General features: G+C 45.1%; 15 protein-coding genes, 1 tRNA gene and 2 pseudogenes. 9 read left to right on the top strand and 9 right to left on the bottom strand.

The genetic code is table 11. The features are described 5' to 3' along the window. Positions 1-162: 162 nt before the first annotated feature. Positions 163-1,182, bottom strand: coding sequence for an SPFH domain-containing protein (locus EYS00_RS20175; RefSeq protein WP_130639711.1), 1,020 nt, complete (start codon positions 1,180-1,182; stop codon positions 163-165). A gap of 147 nt (positions 1,183-1,329) precedes the next feature. On the opposite strand from EYS00_RS20175, the gene EYS00_RS20170 reads away from it, so the two are divergent. From EYS00_RS20170 to EYS00_RS20160, 3 genes and pseudogenes are all read left to right on the top strand, one after another. After that, positions 1,330-2,022, top strand: coding sequence for an NUDIX domain-containing protein (locus tag EYS00_RS20170; protein WP_130639710.1), 693 nt, complete (start codon positions 1,330-1,332; stop codon positions 2,020-2,022). 243 nt (positions 2,023-2,265) lie between these two features. Then, positions 2,266-2,613, top strand: a pseudogene (locus EYS00_RS20735) (NADAR family protein); the annotation flags it as partial. Between the two features lie 2 nt (positions 2,614-2,615). After that, on the top strand, positions 2,616-2,954 hold the full coding sequence (locus tag EYS00_RS20160) for a hypothetical protein (protein WP_130639709.1): 339 nt from the start codon (positions 2,616-2,618) through the stop codon (positions 2,952-2,954). On the opposite strand, the gene EYS00_RS20155 is transcribed toward EYS00_RS20160, so the two are convergent. The 5 genes from EYS00_RS20155 to apbC all read right to left on the bottom strand — a co-directional run bounded on the left by EYS00_RS20155 (position 2,942) and on the right by apbC (position 7,169). After that, entirely contained in the window at positions 2,942-3,586 is a 645-nt protein-coding gene (locus EYS00_RS20155; protein WP_130639708.1) for a hypothetical protein, read from the bottom strand. The two genes, EYS00_RS20160 and EYS00_RS20155, sit on opposite strands and share 13 nt — an antisense overlap. Before the next feature lie 191 nt (positions 3,587-3,777). Continuing rightward, positions 3,778-3,854: transfer RNA gene (locus EYS00_RS20150), tRNA-Pro, on the bottom strand. 106 nt (positions 3,855-3,960) lie between these two features. Further along, the gene (locus tag EYS00_RS20145) at positions 3,961-5,325 is read right to left on the bottom strand and encodes a DASS family sodium-coupled anion symporter (RefSeq protein WP_130639707.1); all 1,365 of its coding nucleotides are present in this window, start codon (positions 5,323-5,325) and stop codon (positions 3,961-3,963) included. Positions 5,326-5,350: 25 nt separating this feature from the next. Next, on the bottom strand, positions 5,351-5,941 hold the full coding sequence (gene dcd / locus EYS00_RS20140) for a dCTP deaminase (protein ID WP_130639706.1): 591 nt from the start codon (positions 5,939-5,941) through the stop codon (positions 5,351-5,353). Positions 5,942-6,068: 127 nt separating this feature from the next. Then, on the bottom strand, positions 6,069-7,169 hold the full coding sequence (gene apbC / locus EYS00_RS20135; protein WP_130639705.1) for an iron-sulfur cluster carrier protein ApbC: 1,101 nt from the start codon (positions 7,167-7,169) through the stop codon (positions 6,069-6,071). 106 nt (positions 7,170-7,275) lie between these two features. On the opposite strand from apbC, the gene metG reads away from it, so the two are divergent. Beyond that, positions 7,276-9,303, top strand: coding sequence for a methionine--tRNA ligase (metG, locus tag EYS00_RS20130; RefSeq protein ID WP_130639704.1), 2,028 nt, complete (start codon positions 7,276-7,278; stop codon positions 9,301-9,303). A gap of 67 nt (positions 9,304-9,370) precedes the next feature. Here the strand turns inward: metG and EYS00_RS20125 are convergent. Beyond that, positions 9,371-10,127, bottom strand: a pseudogene (locus EYS00_RS20125) (methyltransferase domain-containing protein). 86 nt (positions 10,128-10,213) lie between these two features. Here EYS00_RS20125 and gloB point away from each other — a divergent pair. The 3 genes from gloB to EYS00_RS20110 are packed head-to-tail and all read left to right on the top strand — an operon-like array spanning position 10,214 to position 13,775. Continuing rightward, positions 10,214-11,014, top strand: a complete 801-nt coding sequence (gene gloB, locus EYS00_RS20120; protein WP_130639703.1) for a hydroxyacylglutathione hydrolase — start codon at positions 10,214-10,216, stop codon at positions 11,012-11,014. 60 nt (positions 11,015-11,074) lie between these two features. Beyond that, positions 11,075-12,766 (top strand): LysM peptidoglycan-binding domain-containing protein, encoded by a 1,692-nt coding sequence (locus tag EYS00_RS20115; RefSeq protein WP_130639702.1) that lies wholly within the window; start codon positions 11,075-11,077, stop codon positions 12,764-12,766. Positions 12,767-12,770: 4 nt separating this feature from the next. Further along, positions 12,771-13,775, top strand: a complete 1,005-nt coding sequence (locus tag EYS00_RS20110; RefSeq protein WP_130639701.1) for an ion transporter — start codon at positions 12,771-12,773, stop codon at positions 13,773-13,775. Between the two features lie 27 nt (positions 13,776-13,802). Here EYS00_RS20110 and cysS read toward each other — a convergent pair whose 3' ends face one another. Next, positions 13,803-15,179, bottom strand: coding sequence for a cysteine--tRNA ligase (cysS, locus tag EYS00_RS20105; protein ID WP_130639700.1), 1,377 nt, complete (start codon positions 15,177-15,179; stop codon positions 13,803-13,805). A 242-nt stretch (positions 15,180-15,421) separates the two neighbouring features. Between cysS and EYS00_RS20100 the strand changes: the two genes are divergently transcribed. After that, complete coding sequence (locus tag EYS00_RS20100; RefSeq protein WP_130639699.1) at positions 15,422-15,913, top strand: peptidylprolyl isomerase; 492 nt, start codon at positions 15,422-15,424, stop codon at positions 15,911-15,913. A gap of 58 nt (positions 15,914-15,971) precedes the next feature. Next, positions 15,972-16,697 (top strand): UDP-2,3-diacylglucosamine diphosphatase, encoded by a 726-nt coding sequence (lpxH, locus tag EYS00_RS20095; protein WP_130639698.1) that lies wholly within the window; start codon positions 15,972-15,974, stop codon positions 16,695-16,697. On the opposite strand, the gene EYS00_RS20090 is transcribed toward lpxH, so the two are convergent. Then, positions 16,694-18,565: a GGDEF domain-containing protein gene (locus EYS00_RS20090; RefSeq protein WP_130639697.1), complete on the bottom strand. Its 1,872-nt coding sequence runs from the start codon at positions 18,563-18,565 to the stop codon at positions 16,694-16,696. The genes lpxH and EYS00_RS20090 overlap by 4 nt on opposite strands. Positions 18,566-18,585: the final 20 nt, after the last annotated feature.

Below are 18,585 nucleotides of genomic sequence, written 5' to 3'. Positions count from 1 at the left end.
ACACTTTATAATTGTCGTGCTCTGTTAAATAATCGTGGGCATCAACACCATTGTGCTCAAGATAAAACTTTGCCTGAGACCAAGTGTTGAAGCGCTCAATTAACTCCTGTAAGCGAGTTTTTCGATATACCAGAATAAACCTGTTTTCATTATCGATACTCATTATCGTGCAACCTGTTTAGCAAATTGACTGATTAAGTCTGGGCTAATGTTAAGCTCACCGATTTTATTAGCGTTTACTGCAAAAGACTCAAACGCGGTTGCCATCAATTGCTCTGGTGTCATCTGTGCGAGCGCCATTGCCCTGAGACTCTCTACGGGGAGTTCGCGATAGGCTTTCATCTTCTCAGAGATAGTGTATGCGTCTGCTTCAGCTTGAATTCGCTGATTTTGTGCACTGAGCGCCACCAACTCTTGACGCTTTGTTTCAGCGTCGACTTCTGATTGAAGACGCTCTTGCTCAATGGCAGCCTGTTCGCGCAGCAGTTGCTTTTGGTTTTCCATACGAGCTTCTTCGAGCTCCTGCTCTTTTTGCTGCACAGAAAGGTCAGTATCAAGCTCAGCTTCTCGGATGGTGCGTTCTTGCTCTACTGAAAATTTGCGTCTGGCATAAATAGCATCATCAGCCTCTTTCAATATGCTCTCCCGCGCCTCTGCTTCTAACGCCTTCGCAGTTTCGGGAGATGGCGTGATTGCTGCAATTGAAACATCCATCACCTCCACGCCCAGTGACTTAAGCGACTCGTTGAGAACGAGTTCTCTCTGCAGTAGCTCAAGAAGCGGTTCTGATGTTAACAGTGACTCGCGAAGTTTCGTCTGTTGAATGTGATTCTGGATGATAGTTTGAACGACTCGAAGTACACGATCATTGAGTTTCATTGGGTCCTCAGACACATAAGACTTGCCGTCTTCAGCCAACGAGTAATTCAATGCGCCTGCGGTTATCTCTGGTGATTGGATAAGAAACGACACCTGCCCCTGTACACGTAAACTCTGAAAGTCAGAAGTTTGCAGATTAAAGATAAATGGCGCTTCTTGAGAATTGACAGGTAGTACCGCCACCGTCGTTGTGGGTTTGTAGTACCAAAAACTGATGCCCTTTCCCACTCTACGTGCCTCTCCATTAATCGACTTAATCACAAATGACGAAGAGTCTGCTTTAAAAAATTTTAATCCGAACATGTTTTCCCCAATTAGTGTCCCTGCGACACATTTAATTAATGTCACAGGGACACATTAAAGTCAAACAAATAAATTAAATTATTAAATTGATTGAAATGCAGAGGGCCTAGTGCTTAAATAAAAATAATGTCACTGAGACACTTAATTATGAAAGACAGTAAAAAAGAGTTTATCAACCCACTGTTTACCGTAGACAGCGTGCTATTTACGGTGGTGGATAACCAATTGAAAGTACTTTTGGTAAAAAGAGCCATTGAGCCATTTAATGGAAGGTGGGCGCTGCCCGGTGGTTTCGTGGATGTTAAACAAGACGATAACACCGATATGACAGCACAAAGAAAGTTGTATGAGAAAACCGGAATTACCCCCAAATATCTCGAACAACTCAAAGTGTTCTCGGGCCTTAACCGTGATCCAAGGGGTTTTAGTGTTACGCTGACCTACTTTGCTTTGGTGGCATATGAGGATACCGAACCTCATATCAACACGGTTGAAGAAGCAACTTGGACAGAAATAAACGAGTTAAGAAACCTGCCCTTGGCATTTGATCACAGAGAAATCATAGAGGCAGCATTTCAACGGCTGCAACAAAAAGCGCTGTACTCTATGGTTCCGGTTTACTGCTGTGCAGAAAAATTCACAGTCGGCCAACTGAAGTCTGTTGTTGAAGTCATAATCAACAAGCCACTGCAAAGAAAAAGCTTAATGAGGCGTATTGAAGCGTCGGGCATGTTTAAAGAAGTTGATCAAAAAGTACAATCAGGTGGGCGTCTCGCCCAATTGTATTCGCTCAAACCAGACGTTGATGTTGTGCATTTTGAACGAAATCTAGGCGCGTGATTGCACTTGCAGCACGGAAATAATTCGGGAGTGGATAAAATGGATATCCGATCTAATGAAGATTTATTAGCCCATTTACAGCGCAAAGCGCGAGTTAAATATTTGTGCTTTTGGGGGCATCGAAAATCAAGCCCCTCGATTACTAAGAGTTGTTTGAGCCAGTGGTACGAATCACCTTTTAAAGAAAAGGGCGATACTTTTAAAACATCAGAACACTTTATGATGTTTTAAAAAGCACGGCTTTTTGGAAACCAAAAGATTGCTGAGCAAATTCTTGCCACCAAGACGCCGGGTGAAGCCAAACAGCTGGGCCGCGAGGTACAAGGTTTCAATCAAAAAACGTGGCAGGAGGCACGCTTTGAAATTGTTGTTCGAGGTAACTTGCTGAAGTTCTCGCAAAACAAAACTCTAAAAGATTTTCTCTTATCTACGGGCGAAAGAGTGTTAGTTGAAGCCAGCCCTGTGGACAAAATCTGGGGAATTGGCCTTGCTGCCGATCATACTCATGTCGAGACACCTTTTAAGTGGCAAGGTTTAAACTTACTAGGTTATGCGTTGATGGAAGTTAGACAGCAACTGAGGGATAAATAGCAATGGAAACCATTACATGTTACCGGCCCACTGGTCAAAAAGAGTTGGATCTGGTTGAAGCGTCCGGTTTTAAAAAATGGCCGCCTAGACTACCAGAGCAACCTATTTTTTATCCGGTAACAAACGAACAGTATGCCTTTGAGCTTACTCAATGGAATGTTACCGATTTTGGAAAAGGCTATGTGACTCGATTTGAGGTCAATAAGGCGTTCATGGCTCGCTATCCCTTAAAAACCGTTGGTGCAAAAGGCCACACCGAATGGTGGATACCTGCCGAAGACCTCGACGAACTTAATGAAAACATTGTGGGAAAGATTGAGGTGATTGGTTATGTTGAGTAAATATATCTACGACGCAACAGCAGCATCATAAACATACCCAATAAAGCTACCGTTGCCGGTGTATTTACAAGTGAGGCTTGCGTATCGACACGCAAATCATCCAGTGCAATGGCCTGATAGTTACCAAACACCACCATGTCAGATATAACCGATGCAGCCACACGCATAGATGTGAAGCCTGTCTGTGAGGTAAAACCAACTGTGGTTCCCCTATCAACTAATACGTCTCCCAAGCCCACACTGACGGTACCGTCGAATGCTTCCCATAGCAGGTTCAACTGATTGGGTGAAAAATCCCATCCGGCACCTAGCCTAAAATCTAGTGCATAGATAAGTGATTCATCTAACATCTCAATCGTCACCCAACTATTGTTGCCACCGGAACCGTAATGCATTTGTGTGGAAATTACCCCGCTCTCAAATGGCATAAAACCAACGTAAGAGACGTCAGGCACAGTAACGGAAATACCATCTTCCGCATAAGTGCTTAAATCGATGTTATTAGTGTTCAGTGAGTCAAACGTGGCAGTATTCGTAGCATTGGTGATCACCGCTTGATTACTGTAAATCACAGAGGCATAAGAATGAAAAGAAAAGGCCAGTAAAGCAATTAAAGACAACAGTGTTTTCATGATTCTTACCCCAAGTGAAACTATGCTCTTTGAACTCAAAAAAATACTAACATTGTAGACTAGGTTGCGATACAGCTATTTTTTACACTTGGTTTACATTAAATCGATATGTAGATTGGAGAGTTTATGAAGCTTGATGACGTAAATAGGATTGAGGCTGTCGAGTTGAGGGGGATATCAAGAAGAGAGATTGGTCGGTGTGAGAGGATTTGAACCTCCGACCCCTGACACCCCATGACAGTGCGCTACCAGGCTGCGCTACACACCGACCGAAAGAGCCGACAAGTCTACTTATTTTCGTTAAGTTTGCAACGAGAATTACGATATTTGCTGCTAAACGTTTATTTTACGGTCAATTCTCGAAAAATTCGGAGTTACAGCGTAACGTAACACACCACACTCACCACACTTGCCACAACAATATTCAGTACCACACCTTCCCTTGCCATAGTCTTAATGTCGAACTTGTCGGTAGCGTAGGCGATGGCATTAGGTGCGGTGGCAACTGGCAGCATAAAGGCACAACTTGCACTGATGGCCGCGGGGATCATAAGTAGTTTAGGGTCAACTCCCACTGCTGCACCGGTGACCGCCAAAATAGGCATAAGCAAAGTGGCAGTAGCGGTATTTGAGGTTATTTCTGTTAAGAAAGTTACGAAGAGGCAGGTCACCAATATCAGTAAAAATATTGGTAAAACGGACAGCTCGTTAAGCCACCCGCCCATTAAACCACTGAGGCCAGATGCCATGAACGCCTTGGCTATACAAATACCACCAGAGAACAAAAGCAACATGCCCCAAGGAATGTCATTGGCAACCTTCCAGTTCAGCAATTTATCGTCGTTTTCTTCGCCACTGTTAATCATGAACATGGCTGCCACACCTGCAACGGCAATAGTACTGTCACCTATGCTGGTAATACCCAGCCAGCCGGTCCAGAACGGTCGGAACACCCATGCCATCGCTACCGTACCAAACACCATTAATACGCGAACTTCTGCTTTGCGCCATGGGCCTGGTTCAGGAAGCGTGATGTCCCCTACTTTGCCTAAGCCTCGTGCTAGCCACATTGCCATTAACGGAATCGATAAAACAACAATAGGTACGCCAGTTTTCATCCAATCCACAAAGCTGTATTCCACCCCTTGGGTTTCTTCATACACACTCATGAAAATGATGTTGGGTGGTGTACCGATAGGCGTTGCAACGCCTCCTAAGCTTGCAGCATAGGCTATACCCAAAATAAGTGCGACGCCAAATCTTGAACCTTCCATTGCATTAACTATGGCAATGGCCATTGGAAGTATCATCAAAATAGTGGCTGTATTGCTTATCCACATACTGAGCACAGCCGTGGTCAGCATAAAGCCTAGAATAAGCTTAAGTGCGCTACCCGACCCAGTTACACGCAACATGTATATAGCAAAGCGCTTGTGTAAATCGGCTTTTTCTAGGCCTTTGGATAACATAAAGGCTGCCATTAGCAGCATGATTACGTGACTACCCAGAGAAGACGCTGCTTCTTTATGACTAATTACACCTGCGAGCGGAAAAGCAGCAAAAGGGATCATTGAGGTTGCCGGTATAGGCAGCGCCTCGGTTATCCATAAAATGGCAACAAAGAGTGTGATACTGGCAGTGAGGTAAATTTCACTGGGCTGGTTAATGGCGTACAAACCAACTGATAGTATAACGGAGCTTAGAAAGGCGACTAGCACTATCCATGTGGTTTTTGACATTTCCTTGCTCCTCAGTATCAGTTAGTTATTTTTGTTTGTCTGATGATATTCGACTGGCTACGGCGCCAGACTGATCTTTATATTTAGCGTCTACTCGGGCGTTGTAAGGCTTTTCTGCAGGGTTAGAAAGCACTTCAAAACTCAACGCACCGATTTTCATTAACGGCTTTAGCGCCAACGGCAATTTACCACTGTTGTAAAATTCTAAAACGATATTGCCAGACCAACCCGGGTCGATTCTATGGGCGGTTACATGCACCATTAACCCCAATCGCGCTAATGACGAACGGCCATCTAACCAACCAACAATGTTGCTTGGCAAGGTGACTGACTCGTGGGTAATCGCCAGTGCCAACTCACCTGGATGAAGAAAAAACGATTTGTCATCTGGGATGACAATTTCGTCACTCATCACGGAATTCAGTGCTTCTTGAACTTGGGCTTTTGGTCCGCTCAAGTCTATATATGGCGCTTGGTGGTCTTCAAATACCCGAAACTTATTACCCAAGCGCATATCAACAGTAACACCGCTGATTTGATCGTAGTCGGGAGTCGGGTTTATTTTAATCTTACCCTGTTGAATATATTCGTAAATATCCCGATCGCATAACCGCATAACATTAATCCTAACAATAAAAACGCCACTATTATGCGTTGGGAGCGCAAACGACTCAATGTGAATTACTGTGGAATATTATGTTTACGGCTTGTATTCACCATGTTTACCACTAAATCGTTCATTATTAAAGCGATTTAATACCAATTGTTTCTCCGCGAATGTGTTGTTCGGATGCGCGAATAGGCTGAGAGAGCGCCAATTGCATAGAAACCGCGCGGGCTGCTTCTCGGTAACTATCGCTCAGCGGATCGTCGGGCGAAGCAAACAACAATGGCGTACCTGCATCTACATGTTCACGAATGCCGATATCTAAAGGCAGTTGACCTAACAAAGGTAAACCGTGACGCTGTGCCAAAGAAACACCACCCTCTTTTGAAAATATGTAGTCTTTCGTACCGCAGGCACGGCATTGGTAGTAACTCATATTTTCAATAAGACCGAGTACTGGCACGTCCACTTTATCGAACATGCTAATGCCTTTTTGAGCGTCGGCTAGGGCTAGATCCTGCGGTGTGGTCACAATAACCGCACCGCTTAAAGGCACTTGCTGAGCCATGGTAAGTTGAATGTCTCCCGTACCTGGCGGCATATCAACAATCAGATAATCAAGCACTGGCCACAGGGTTTCATCTAATAGTTGTTTTAGCGCACGACTTGCCATCGGCCCTCGCCATACGGCAGCATCTTCAGCGGGAACAAGATAGCCAATTGAGTTCGCCCATAACCCATGCGCATTAAGTGGCTGCATGTGTTTGTTGTCTTCGCTAGTGGGGTGGTCTCCTTCGTTGCCGAGCATAATAGGTAATGAAGGCCCATAAATGTCGGCATCAAGCACGCCCACGGTTGCACCTTCTTGAAGTAATGCACTTGCTAAATTAATGCTCGTGGTAGACTTACCTACTCCGCCCTTACCCGATGCTACGGCAATAATGTTTCTAATATTGGAAACTGGGTTTTGCTTAGTTTGCGCGCTTGATATTTTTTGACTCATTTCAATATCTTGCTGGGTAATTTCACCCTTAAGCGCTTTTACTAAGTGTTCGGTTATTCTGTTGTATTGAGAGCTCGCGGCGAATGGCAAAGTGATCACATACACAGAAGCGTTATCGCCAGTTACCTTTTTACTGCACCACGGTAGGGTTTGTTCTAGGTTAAGGCTGAAATATTCAGCCAAAGCGCTGGCGAGTTTTTCTTCAACGGGTTTGCCTTTTCGGGAAAAGAACATAAACATCCTCAAAACAATGTATTTTCATTAATTTGGTAATGCAAAAAAGACGGTTTTCCGCTAGTATTTGCAGCCATTTTGAAACGTCAGAATCAATAACGTTATTATGTCAGATAAACGCCGCATTTTGGTAACCAGTGCGTTGCCCTACGCCAATGGCTCGATTCACTTGGGTCATTTGCTAGAACATATTCAAACGGATATTTGGACGCGATTCCAGCGTCTTCGTGGACACGAGTGTTACAGTGTATGTGCTGACGATGCTCACGGCACACCAGTCATGCTTAAAGCACAAGAACTAGGTATTACGCCAGAAGAGATGGTGGCACAAACTCGTGCTGAGCACCATCAAGACTTGCTTGATTTTCATGTAGATTACAACAACTACTACGTGACACACTCGCCAGAAAACAAGGCCTTGTGTGAAGACATTTACAACCGCTTGAACGATGCAGGCTATATTAGCAAACGCACTATCAATCAGTTGTACGATCCGCAAAAAGAAATGTTCTTACCGGACCGTTTTGTAAAAGGTACATGCCCGAGCTGCGGTGCAGAAGACCAAAACGGCGATAGCTGTGACGTATGCGGCGCTACGTATAGCCCAACAGAGGTTAAAAACCCACGCAGTGTGGTTTCCGGTGCAACGCCAGTTTTGAAAGAGTCTGAGCACTTCTTCTTCGACTTACCCAAGTTTGAAGAAATGCTGAAGGGTTGGATCCGCTCGGGTGCCATTCAAGACGAAATCGCCAACAAGCTCCAAGAGTGGTTTGAAGAAGGTCTACAGCAGTGGGACATTAGTCGTGACGCGCCTTACTTTGGCTTTGAAATTCCTGGTGCTCCTAACAAATTCTTTTACGTGTGGGTTGATGCGCCAGTGGGCTATATGGCCAGCTTCAAGAATTTCTGCGACCAAAACAATTTAGAGTTCGACGATTTCTGGAAAGCGGATTCAGACGCAGAGCTTTATCACTTTATTGGTAAAGACATCACCTACTTCCATTGCTTGTTCTGGCCAGCCATGCTTGAAGGCGCCGGTTATCGCAAACCTACGGGTGTAAACATTCACGGTTTTGTTACTGTGAACGGTGCGAAGATGTCTAAGTCTCGCGGTACTTTTATTAAAGGCCGTACTTACCTCGACCACTTGAACCCAGAGTACTTGCGTTATTACTTTGCTTCTAAGCTGAACGACAACGTTACCGACATCGATCTTAACTTTGAAGACTTTGCGCAAAAAGTTAACTCAGATTTAGTGGGTAAAGTCGTTAACATTGCGAGTCGATGTGCCAGCTTTATTACCAAGCGCTTTGACGGCAAGCTGTCTGAAAATGTGATTGAAGGCGAGTTAGTTGCTGAATTCCAAAATGCCGAAGCAAAAATTGCAGAGCTTTACGAGAGCCGTAAGTACAACCAAGCAGTGCGTGAAATCATGGCGTTGGCAGATAAAGCCAACCAGTTCATCGACACCAACGCTCCTTGGGTAACGATTAAAGATGAAACTAAGCAAGCTTTCACTCACGATGTGTGCTCGTTAGGTATCAACCTGTTCCGCTTGTTAGTGATTTACCTCAAGCCAGTGCTACCTGTGCTTGCCGATAAAGCAGAAGCTTTCCTTAACAACGAACTTACCTGGGATGGCCTACAAACTCTGTTAACGGGTCATGCTATCAATAAATTTAAGCCAATGATGCAACGTGTAGAAATGGAGAAAATCGACGCTATGGTTGAAGCTTCAAAAGACAGCCTAGCTGCCGCCGAGCCAACAATTGACCCTAATAGCCCGCTGGGTAAAGACCCTATCAGCGAGACTATCTCGTTTGATGATTTTGCTAAGGTTGATTTACGTATTGCCCGCATTGCGAACGCTGAGCACGTTGAAAAAGCCGATAAGCTGTTGCGATTAGAGCTAGATCTTGGCGGCGAAACTAAGCAAGTATTCGCTGGAATTAAGTCAGCATACTCTCCTGAAGCACTCATCGGTAAACACACAGTAATGGTTGCCAACCTAGCGCCGCGTAAGATGCGTTTCGGTATGTCTGAAGGTATGGTGTTAGCCGCTGGCCCTGGTGGTGAAGACTTGTATATTCTTGAGCCTCACGAAGGGGCAAAACCGGGTATGCGTGTTAAGTAATTCGCAGCCTAATTCAGAATAGCAAAAGCCCGATAGTGTAATGCTATTGGGCTTTTTCATTTTTGTTCTACAGAGAATTTCGGGTACTTCCTTTTGCAGAACGAATACTTGCACCTACGGGTGAAAAGCGAGGTTTGAGCTTAAGTTTTGGCCGGATAGCGGTCATGGGCACCACTCGCTTTTTAGCCAAAATCACATACACGGCACTGCACCACGGAAAGTAAGTGGATAACTTAGCTTGTGCCCGTTCAATATTGGCCCAGCGATATTGGAAGAACAGCGTTGAAAACATCACGTGCCGCTGCTCAACAATTTCGAACCCCAACAATTGCAACCAGTCTTTGATGCGATGCGCGGTAAAAAAACCGTGCATCATGCAGTACATTACCTCGCTTGACCGGTAAAAATTTTGCGATACCCGCCAAGCTCAACGGGTTAAAACCACTGATCATAACGTAGCCGTTGGCAGTGATTACCCTATCCACCTCTCGGAGTATTTGGTGAGGATCTTGCGCAAAATCCAATTCGTTGGCGAGTAAAAAACCATCAACACTGTTCTCTGAATAGGGTAAAACATGAGACTGCCCAACGACACTGGTGTGTTCGGTTAGCTTAGCAGTTTGACTTACAACGTGATTGATTGGGCAATCCGGTAGCTCTATTTGCGCACTGAGCGTACCCAACTTCACAAAGTGATACCCAAACACTCGCTGTACGTAATCATTACACACATCGGTAATAGCGTTTTGAATTTGCTTACCTGCGGGGAAGTCTTCCCAGTGTTCAGGGTAACGGGGTGGCTTATGTCGAAACGCGGATTTCATAGATAAACGTTTGGGCTACTTATTGCTCTGGCATTAACAACTTCATATAGTACGCCATAATTACGGGTACACAAGTAAGGATCATTATGACTACACCAATGAATTCAGCGCTACCAACTAACACTAAGGTCGTGGCTATTCCTGCATTTAATGACAACTATATCTGGTGTATTCATAACAACAAAGATGCGGTAGTGGTAGACCCGGGTGATGCCACACCTGTTCTCGATTATTTAAAAGTAAATGCACTTAATCTAGTTGGTGTATTAATTACCCACCACCATCACGATCACACAGGCGGTATTCTCAAACTAGCCAGTGCAAACACCTCACTGGTGGTTTATGGCCCTAGCGGAGGCCATATCAATGGTATCACCCATCCACTCGTTAATGGCGACACCGCGACATTTCCGTCGATGGGCCTCGAGCTCAGCGTAATAGAGGTTCCCGGTCATACCCTCGACCACATCGCCTATTACGGACACGACGCACTTTTTTGTGGCGACACGCTCTTTTCGGCGGGCTGTGGACGGTTATTCGAAGGAACTCCCGAACAAATGCTTCGCTCGTTGAATAAACTTGGTGCGTTACCCGACCACACGATGGTTTACTGTACCCATGAGTACACTGCGGCAAACGTCGCCTTTGCGCTGGCAGTAGAGCCGGACAATAAAGCACTCATTGAGTACAAGGACTGGGTATCAGAAACTCGTTCAAACGATATACCTACCCTACCAACAACTCTATCGCAGCAAAAATCAATTAACCCCTTTCTTCGTGCACATAAACCCACTGTAAAAGCGTCAGTCGAAACACATACCAATCAAAAGCTAGAAAGTGAAGTAGCTGTATTTACTGAGGTTCGCAGATGGAAAGATACCTTTTAGTGAAATTTATCATTTTTAACCGTAGAATGGTTGGTTTGTTGATTTAAACGAGTCTGTAGTATGCCATTGAAGTTGTCGGCAGCCCTTCCACTTTTAGCGGTACTAGGGTTGAGCGGGTGTCAGTTAACCGCGTTAACAGGTGAAGAACCAAAACACAATGATCACGCCGATGATTTTGCTGCTACCTGTGAAGTTGAGCACGTAAGCCAACAAGACAAACTAGACTGTGACCTTGCCAATGAAGGGGTTATCGATGTTATACACCCCAACGATGCTCTGCTTGACGACGAGCTACTTGCCGAAGAACTTGCTGTAGCTGAAACACCTTCAGAACCAGAAGTCATCACAGATGTCTGGCAACGGGTTAACAACGGATTCGTATTTGCAGTTCCAGACAATGACAGGCTCGCCGTGCAACGACGTTGGTACCTGCGCCATCCCGAGTATATGGAGCGCGTAGTAAAACGTGCCCGTCCTTTCTTGTATTACATTGTTGAAGAAATCGAAAAACGCGACATGCCTATGGAACTCGCGTTACTTCCGATTGTAGAGAGTGCCTTCGACCCCTTCGCCTATTCACACGGTCGAGCAGCTGGTATGTGGCAGTTTATACCGGGTACCGCTAAACGCTTTGGAATGGAGCAAACCTGGTGGTATGACGGCAGACGTGACGTTGTGGCGTCTACCCAAGGTGCGCTCGATTACTTGGCGTACTTGGTAAAATACTTTGATGGTGACTGGTTACATGCCCTTGCCGCGTACAACAGTGGTGAAGGCCGTGTTGCTCGTGCCATTCGCGCGAACAAACAGGCAGGTAAGCCCATTGATTTTTGGTCGCTGCGCTTACCCAAAGAGACGCGCGCCTACGTACCCAAGTTGCTCGCCTTGGCAGACATACTTGCTAACAAAGAAGCGTATGAATTTACCTGGCCTACCGTTGATAACAAGCAAGCCATTGCATTGGTGGATATTGGTTCTCAGGTGGACTTAGCCTTTGCCGCAGATTTAGCGGATATGAGTGTAAAAGCCTTGCATGCCCTTAATCCAGGATTCAACCGCTGGGCAACTGACCCAGACGGCCCCCATCGCTTGGTACTCCCCATAGACAAAAGTGAAGCCTTTAGCGCAGCGCTCGCAAAAGTTGATAACCGTGAACGTCTTAACTGGGTTCGTCACAAAGTCAAAAGCGGCGATAGCTTGATCAAAATTGCAAAGCAATATCACACAACGGTAGATGTGATTAAGCAAGTGAACGAACTCACATCTAACATGATTCGCGTCGGTGACTTTGTTATGGTTCCTGTGGCACTCAAAGCCCTCGACCAGTATTCACTGTCGCAAGACCAGCGTCTAGCACAAACTCAAGACCGACAACGTGCCGCCTATAAAATTAATCATACGGTGAAATCTGGCGATACTTTGTGGGATTTATCTCGTAAGTACAAGGTAAGCACTCGCCAACTTGCGAGTTGGAATGGTATGGCGCCGGGAGATATGCTTCACCCCGGAAAGACATTAGTGGTGTGGCAAGAAAACGCCAGTGTGAGTAATGCGCAACGAGCCGACGCTATCATGAAGTCAATTACTTACACAGTGAGGAATGGTGACTCCTTGTCACGTATTGCAGATAAGTTTAATGTACGAGTTAGCGATATCACTAAATGGAACGATATCAACACACGCCGCTACTTACAGCCAGGGCAAAAATTACGGTTACACGTCGACGTAACTCGCCTACAAAACGCAGGATAAACAAATGCTAAGGATTAACCGGGAGAACTTAAAGCAAAGTCACGAAGCTCCATGGTTAATCCTAGACTTAGTGATGCTTGGCGTACTGCTAGTCAATTTGTTGTGGCTGGTCTTTGATGCACTTTACGGCACTAACGTATTCTTTCATATGCTAGGAGATTACTTCCCTAGCGTCATTGACGTTTATGACCCAGTACACAACAATTTTTTGTTTGTAGATTTGGTGTTTATCGCCATCTTTTTTACCGAGTTTTGTTTTCGTTGGATAGTGTCTATCGTTCGAAAAGAACACCTTCGCTGGTACTTTTTCCCATTTTTACACTGGTACGATATTGTCGGCCTGATCCCCTTGGGTGCCACACGCTTGTTTCGCTTTCTGCGAATATTTTCCATATTGTATCGGTTGCATAAATTTCAAATTATCGATTTGCACCAAACAGCCATTTTCCGATTTTTTGCCTTTTACTCAGACGTATTCATAGAAGAATTAAGTGACAGGATTGTTGTTAAAGTGCTGAGTGATGCGCAAAAAGATATCGCGGCGGGATCACCATTATTAGACGATATTACTCACCGAGTGCTAGCGCCACGACGTCCTGTGCTCACTGAATGGATTGCGGGTATTCTCAATCATTTTGGTCATGCTATCAGAAGCGATATTCACGGTGGTGTCATTCGAGAGCACGTTCAAAAAAGTGTGAGTAAAGCCGTGAGAAGTAACGATCAGGTATCAACCCTGAGTTACATGCCTGTTATCGGTAAAACCATCGAAAACACACTCGAATCTGCTGTCACCGATATTGTCACTGCATCATTAATTAACTTGTTAGACGACTTAGACGCCGACCGCATTGACCATATGATCTCGGTGGGTCTTCATGACCACACGCCTGATGAAGAAGTACTCGACAGAGAGGTGCTCAACGTGGTCAATGAATGCCTTGAGCTGGTAAAAGAACACGTGTCGAGACAGCGCTGGAAGGAAAAGCTTACCCAGCCGGCTGAGTAAGCTTTATATCTGTTTTATGGTTGGCGATTAGCCTCTGCGCCACGTAGTCCCTTCAGGACCATCCTCTAGCACAACATTCATCGCGCTCAACGCATCACGAGCAGCATCAGCTGCCGCCCAATCTTTTGCAGCACGAGCATCGTTTCGCTGTTTGATAAGCGCTTCAATTTCCGCGGCATCATCATCGCCACCACCTTGTAGGTATGCTTCAGGATCGCTTTGCAACATTCCCAAAATCCCACCTAAGCGTGTTAACACAGCGGCTAATTTGCCAGCTTCGTCAGTATTGGCTTTCTGACGATTAAGCTCACGAGCTACGTCAAACATTACTGAAAAAGCCTCGGGAACATTTAAATCATCGTTCATGGCTTCTTCAAAACGCGCCAGATAGCCACCAAAATCAGCAGGCGTAGATTCATCGACAACCACACCACGAAGTGCAGTGTATAAACGCTCAAGTGCCGCTTTTGCTTGCGTAATGTTGTCTTGTGAATAACTCAGCTGGCTGCGGTAATGGGCAGACATCAAGAAGAAACGCAATGTCTCTGCATCGTGTTCTTGAAGCACGTCACGCAGGGTAAAGAAGTTGCCTAATGATTTAGACATTTTCTCATCGTTAACCTGCACCATACCCGTATGCATCCATACGTTTACGTAAGGTGTATCGAATGCACAGCAAGACTGCGCTACTTCGTTTTCATGGTGTGGGAAGGTAAGGTCCGAACCACCACCGTGAATATCAAAGTGTGCACCCAAATGTTTGTGGTTCATCGCAGAACATTCAATGTGCCACCCTGGACGACCTTCGCCCCAAGGTGAAGACCATGAAGGCTCGCCTGGTTTGGCGGTTTTCCACAGTACAAAATCCAGAGGATCGTCTTTACCCGATGCCACTTCAACACGAGCGCCTGCGTTAAGCTGCTCTAAATCTTGTTTGCTCAACTTACCGTAATCCGGGAACTTGCTTACATCAAACAATATATCGCCACTGTCCGCTTGGTAGGCGAAGCCCTTGTCTTGCAATGTTTTAACCAGTTCAATAATTTCGTCCATGTGCCCTGTCACTGTTGGCTCAATATCTGGCAACAACAAGTTAATGGCAGCAAAGTCTTCGTGCATCATGGCGATGGTACGCGCTGTCAGAGCGTCAAATGTTTCACCATTCTCATTCGCTCGGGTGATAATTTTATCGTCGATATCGGTGATGTTTCTAACGTATTTAACGTCGTAACCCAAATGACGAAGGTAACGAACCAACACATCAAAACTCAAATAGGTACGTGCATGCCCCATATGACTGAGGTCGTAAACAGTAATACCACACACATACAAGCCCACCTTCCCTTCTTCAAGCGGCACAAACTTCGCTTTTTCACGGGTTCGGGTATTGTAGAGATGTAGCATAATTGTTGTTTCCTTCAGCATTAATTGGCCGCAGAGTTTAGCATTCTCAAAGGCCAGTTGATAAGTACTTTATGTGCTTAAAACTTAGTAGAAACCATTGGTGGTTCTATTTAGCATTATATTTTGGAGGTCATGAGTGGCGCGATTTACTTTTTAGTTCCCGTGCCATTTATTCCACTCCTGAGTGAATTGCGTTACCATTACGCCTCTTAAATGCCGTATTGAATTTCAGGACACACAACATGGTTACGTTAAAAACAAATTTTGGTGATATCACACTAGAGCTTTTTGCTGACAAAGCGCCTAAAACGGTTGAAAACTTTTTGTCGTACGTAAACGACGGTTTTTACGACAACACCATTTTTCACCGAGTGATCAATGGTTTCATGATCCAAGGTGGCGGTTTCACTGCTGATATGGATCAAAAAGACACCAAAGCCCCTATCGAGAACGAAGCAAACAACGGTGTGAGCAACGACGCAGGTACCATTGCTATGGCGCGTACTAACGATCCACACTCTGCAACAGGTCAGTTCTTCATTAACGTAAGCAACAATGACTTCCTAAACCACACCAGCGAATCGATGAATGGCTGGGGTTACTGTGTATTCGGTAAAGTAACCGAAGGTATGGACGTAGTAGAAAAAATCAAAGGCGTTAAAACGGGTAACCACGGTTATCACCAAGACGTTCCAGTAGAATCAGTAGTTATCGAGTCTGCTACTGTAGCGTAGGCTGTTTTCTAGAGGGCGGTTCTCTGCCCTCTTTTGTATTTCTTCTCATGTAACCACTATGTCATTTACCTACTTTATCGCTGATTTACACCTAAGTGCAGACCGGCCAGACATCACTGAGTGTTTTATGCGCTTTTTGCAAGAAGACGCCATAAACGCAGATGCACTTTATGTACTGGGTGACTTATTTGAAGTGTGGATTGGTGATGACGACGTAACATCCTTTAGCGAAAGTGTAGCCACTGCATTTAAAGCGGTAAGTCATTTTTGCCCAGTTTACTTTATTCACGGTAATCGGGATTTTGCGATACGCCAAGGTTGGCTGGATAAAGCAGGCATGACACTGCTACACGAACAAACGGTGATTGACCTATATGGTACCCCTACGCTGATAACTCACGGGGATGAGTTGTGTACTCGCGACGTGGCATATCAGAAGTTTCGCAAGAAATCTCGCAGTTGGTGGTGGCCGCGACTAATGCTTGCACTTCCTTTATCTGTTAGGCGTAAAGCGGCGCAGAAAGGGCGAGCAAAAAGTAAAGAGAACCAAAAGTACTTAAAGCCAGAGATTATGGACGTAACCCCAGGTGAAGTGGTGAAGGTGATGGAGAAGCACAACGTTGCCCGACTTATTCATGGCCACACCCATAGACCCAATGTGCACTGTCTATCTGTAAATGGAAACACTGCGACGAGAATAGTGCTTGGTGATTGGTACGACCAAGGCAGCGTGCTTAAAGTTTCTCCCGAGTCTCAAGCATTAGAAAACCGCAAGTTCATCTAACGAGTAGTGTTACTGAAAATAGTGCACTGATTCTTGCCCTGCTCTTTTGACTGATACAGAGCCGTATCGGCTTCATTAACCCAGATCTTTGCAGTACTGTGGTAATTGGCTAAGGGTGCTAATCCAAAACTTGCGGTGAATGTAATCTGCTTGTTATCGAATTCAACAACGGCTTTCTCGAGTGCTTTTCTAATGCGTTCTGTTACTTGAAGTGCGGCTTGAATACTGGTTTGAGGGAACAGTATCCCAAACTCTTCCCCACCGTATCGTCCCGCCACATCCACTTCACGAATTTCCTTTTGCACGGTTTCAGCAACGAGCTTAATCACCGCATCTCCTGCAACATGACCATATTCGTCATTGATCGACTTAAAATTGTCGATATCAAACAGCGCTAGTGACGCAATATGTTTATGGTAGCGTTTGCGTTGTGATATCTGCAGATGCACTTGTAGTTCCCAATAACCTCGATTAAACAACTTGGTTAGTGAGTCCTGTCGGTTGATTTTTTGAAGCTCGACAGTTTTTGACTTTAACTGTGACGATATCTTAGTTTGTCGAATGGCCATTAACACAATGATTAAGCTCACGGCCACTAATACATAAGACGCATATTGAAATTGAGTCAGCCTTTTTTCAGCCAGTGCTTGGCTGGATTCGGCCTGCACTATCAAGCGCTCCATCGATGACCGTACACCTTGAATATCCTCGATACGGCGCTGGTGCACATCATTGCGATTATTAATGATGTATGTCTCATAGTGCTCAAGGGCATCTTCAGTGCGCCCTTCGAGTAAAGCGAGTTTGCCCAAGACACGATTCACGTAGTTTGTGGTTATACGATAACTTTCGTCTTGTGCCTTGAGCGCCTCTTCTGCCGCAGTTAACAATTTTCGCCCTTTATCTACCTCACCTAAAAAGAAATAGTTTTCAGCTTGTATTAAATTGATCTGCGCCAACCAAAGCTCGTCAGCATACATATCGTATTGATGAGCTTGTTCCAAAGCGATATTCGCGGCTTGATATTGTTTATCGTGCGACAGTGCCTCGCCTAGTCGCTCGTATCCGTAAAACAGCTCCTCTAACTGGGCTTGAGCTAACGCTAGCTCTACATAGGACTCACCAAGGTAGATAGCTGCATCTACATACTCACTGCTTGCCATCAGAATTGCTATGTTATAGAGAACAAGATACTTGTGCACAGGAAAGGTGTTCGCTTCTGCACCGGCAATAAACTCTTCATAGTAGGTTAAAGATTGTTCAATGCTCCACCCTCTTGCCACCAAGGACCACAAAATCACATGCTTTTCTTGTGCAAATTCAGGGTCATCACTTATCGTCTCTAGATGTTGAATTAGGTACTGTAACTCAAAGGGAAAAATCATGGGTCGTAGCTTGGTATAAGTGATCACCAGATCACGGTGAACCCTGACTCGCAAGTTTTGCTTGTTAGATGCACTTAAGCTATCTGACCATTGTTGAACGAAAGCTACCGCGTCTTCAAGGTCCGGATTCTGAGTAAACCCTTGGTAGAGTCTGGCAATGTCGAAATGAGGTTGGTTGTTCAGTGCTAACGCAAGCTGTTGTAATTCAGAAGCATATTTAGCAGTACCCTCTTCATCATCAATCATAAAATGCCATAGCAGCAGGGCTCTTGCTGCCTCTAATTTATCCGATAACGATTGAAGTTGGGTGTAAGATGCCTCAGCATTTTCTACGAGAATATGGTAATCGGTGGGAGACTCCACAGCGACACGGTCGACCAAAGCGATGATTTTATCGTGTTGACTTTGGATTTGTTCTGGGTGTGCACTCCCCGAAAAACCAAAGAAAAAACAATAAACTATCGCAATAAAAATGTGACGCACGACTAAAAACCACCACTTAC

The organism is Alteromonas sp. KUL49, from assembly GCF_006538345.1.
GTDB lineage: Bacteria > Pseudomonadota > Gammaproteobacteria > Enterobacterales > Alteromonadaceae > Alteromonas.
The sequence above is the reverse complement of the archived record's forward strand: the minus strand, read 5'-3'. Positions and strand labels throughout refer to the sequence as shown.

Excerpts from the sequence above, each read along its gene's own strand:
- EYS00_RS20175 (WP_130639711.1), bottom strand. The coding sequence starts at position 1,182 with ATGTTCGGATTAAAATTTTTTAAAGCAGACTCTTCGTCATTTGTGATT.
- EYS00_RS20170 (WP_130639710.1), top strand. The coding sequence starts at position 1,330 with ATGAAAGACAGTAAAAAAGAGTTTATCAACCCACTGTTTACCGTAGAC.
- EYS00_RS20160 (WP_130639709.1), top strand. The coding sequence starts at position 2,616 with ATGGAAACCATTACATGTTACCGGCCCACTGGTCAAAAAGAGTTGGAT.
- EYS00_RS20155 (WP_130639708.1), bottom strand. The coding sequence starts at position 3,586 with ATGAAAACACTGTTGTCTTTAATTGCTTTACTGGCCTTTTCTTTTCAT.
- EYS00_RS20145 (WP_130639707.1), bottom strand. The coding sequence starts at position 5,325 with ATGTCAAAAACCACATGGATAGTGCTAGTCGCCTTTCTAAGCTCCGTT.
- dcd (WP_130639706.1), bottom strand. The coding sequence starts at position 5,941 with ATGCGGTTATGCGATCGGGATATTTACGAATATATTCAACAGGGTAAG.
- apbC (WP_130639705.1), bottom strand. The coding sequence starts at position 7,169 with ATGTTCTTTTCCCGAAAAGGCAAACCCGTTGAAGAAAAACTCGCCAGC.
- metG (WP_130639704.1), top strand. The coding sequence starts at position 7,276 with ATGTCAGATAAACGCCGCATTTTGGTAACCAGTGCGTTGCCCTACGCC.
- gloB (WP_130639703.1), top strand. The coding sequence starts at position 10,214 with ATGACTACACCAATGAATTCAGCGCTACCAACTAACACTAAGGTCGTG.
- EYS00_RS20115 (WP_130639702.1), top strand. The coding sequence starts at position 11,075 with ATGCCATTGAAGTTGTCGGCAGCCCTTCCACTTTTAGCGGTACTAGGG.
- EYS00_RS20110 (WP_130639701.1), top strand. The coding sequence starts at position 12,771 with ATGCTAAGGATTAACCGGGAGAACTTAAAGCAAAGTCACGAAGCTCCA.
- cysS (WP_130639700.1), bottom strand. The coding sequence starts at position 15,179 with ATGCTACATCTCTACAATACCCGAACCCGTGAAAAAGCGAAGTTTGTG.
- EYS00_RS20100 (WP_130639699.1), top strand. The coding sequence starts at position 15,422 with ATGGTTACGTTAAAAACAAATTTTGGTGATATCACACTAGAGCTTTTT.
- lpxH (WP_130639698.1), top strand. The coding sequence starts at position 15,972 with ATGTCATTTACCTACTTTATCGCTGATTTACACCTAAGTGCAGACCGG.